The organism is Mycobacterium sp. 1245852.3, from assembly GCF_001669335.1.
Taxonomy (GTDB): Bacteria; Actinomycetota; Actinomycetes; order Mycobacteriales; family Mycobacteriaceae; genus Mycobacterium; species Mycobacterium europaeum_A.
In genome coordinates, this window is record NZ_LZLL01000293.1 from 1 (window position 1) to 1,847 (window position 1,847).

General features: G+C 69.2%; 2 protein-coding genes. Both read left to right on the forward strand.

What is annotated here, in order from left to right:
- Positions 1-325, forward strand: a 325-nt coding sequence (locus A9W96_RS13335) for an enoyl-CoA hydratase-related protein (RefSeq protein ID WP_231999677.1), incomplete at its 5' end; no start/stop codon positions are given.
- 26 nt (positions 326-351) lie between these two features.
- Positions 352-1,847: ABC-F family ATP-binding cassette domain-containing protein (locus A9W96_RS13340; protein ID WP_067140326.1), on the forward strand; the 1,496-nt coding region annotated here is incomplete at its 3' end.

The following is a 1,847-nucleotide window of genomic DNA, read 5'->3' on the forward strand; positions in this document are numbered from 1 at the left end:
GCGCGCGTTCGAGATCATGCTGACCGGCCGCGACATCACCGCCGAAGAGGCCGAGCGTATCGGGCTGGTGTCCAACCAGGTGCCCGACGAGCAGCTGCTGGACACCTGCTACGCCATCGCCGCGCGGATAGCAGCCTTCTCCCGCCCGGGAATCGAGTTGACCAAGCGCACGCTGTGGAGTGGACTGGACGCCGGTAGCCTGGAAGGGCACATGCAAGCCGAAGGCTTGGGACAGCTATTCGTCCGCCTGCTCACCGCCAACTTCGAAGAAGCGGTTGCCGCGCGTGCAGAACGACGACCAGCGGTGTTCACCGACGACAAATAGTCGTCTTTTCCACAAGGAGAGCGATCGTGATCACGGCCACGGACCTCGAGGTCCGCGCTGGTGCGCGCATCCTGCTCTCACCGGACGGTCCCGACCTGCGCGTGCAGCCCGGCGACCGCATCGGGCTGGTGGGCCGCAACGGCGCCGGCAAGACCACCACCCTGCGCATCCTGGCGGGGGAGACCGAACCCTATGCCGGCGCGATCAACCGAGTCGGTGAAATCGGTTACCTGCCACAGGATCCCAAAGAGGGGGACCTCGACGTGCTGGCCCGCGACCGGGTCCTGTCGGCCCGCGGGCTCGACGTGTTGCTGACCGACCTGGAAAAGCAGCAGGCGCTGATGGCCGAGGTCGCCGACGACGACGCCCGCGACCGCGCGATCCGCCGCTACGGCCAGCTCGAGGAGCGTTTCGTCGCGCTGGGCGGCTACGGCGCGGAAAGCGAAGCCAGCCGCATCTGCGCGAGTCTCGGCCTGCCGGAACGGGTGCTGACGCAGCAGCTGCGCACCCTGTCCGGCGGACAGCGCCGCCGGGTGGAACTGGCCCGCATCCTGTTCGCCGCGTCCGAGGGCGGCGCGGGGATGTCGGGTTCGTCGACCACGCTGCTCCTCGACGAGCCGACCAACCACCTGGACGCGGATTCCATCGGCTGGCTGCGCGACTTCCTGCGCGCGCACACCGGCGGGCTGGTGATCATCAGCCACAACGTCGACTTGCTCGCCGACGTCGTCAACCGGGTCTGGTTCCTGGACGCGGTGCGCGGCGAGGTCGACGTGTACAACATGGGCTGGCAGAAGTACCTGGACGCGCGGGCCACCGACGAGCAGCGCCGCCGCCGGGAACGCGCGAACGCCGAACGCAAGGCCACCGCGCTGCGCTCGCAGGCCGCCAAGCTCGGCGCCAAAGCCACCAAAGCCGTTGCCGCACAGAACATGTTGCGTCGCGCCGACCGGATGATGGCCGCGCTCGACGACGAGCGGGTGGCCGACAAGGTGGCCCGCATCAAGTTTCCGAACCCGGCACCGTGCGGGCGCACACCGCTGGTGGCCACCGGCCTGAGCAAGTCCTACGGGTCGCTGGAAGTGTTCACCGGCGTCGACCTGGCGATCGACCGCGGCTCGCGGGTGGTGGTGCTGGGCCTCAACGGCGCCGGCAAGACCACGCTGCTGCGGATCCTGGCCGGCACCGAGGCCCCCGATACCGGAGGCCTCGAGCCCGGCCACGGGCTGCGGATCGGCTACTTCGCCCAGGAGCACGACACCCTCGACAACGATGCGACCGTGTGGGAGAACATCCGGCACGCCGCACCGGATTCCGGCGAGCAGGATCTGCGCGGCCTGCTGGGAGCGTTCATGTTCAGCGGCCCCCAGCTCGACCAGCCGGCGGGCACGCTGTCCGGCGGTGAGAAGACCCGGCTCGCACTGGCCGGTTTGGTGGCTTCCACCGCCAATGTGCTGTTGCTCGACGAACCGACGAACAACCTCGATCCGGCCTCGCGCGAACAGGTGCTCGACGCGCTGCG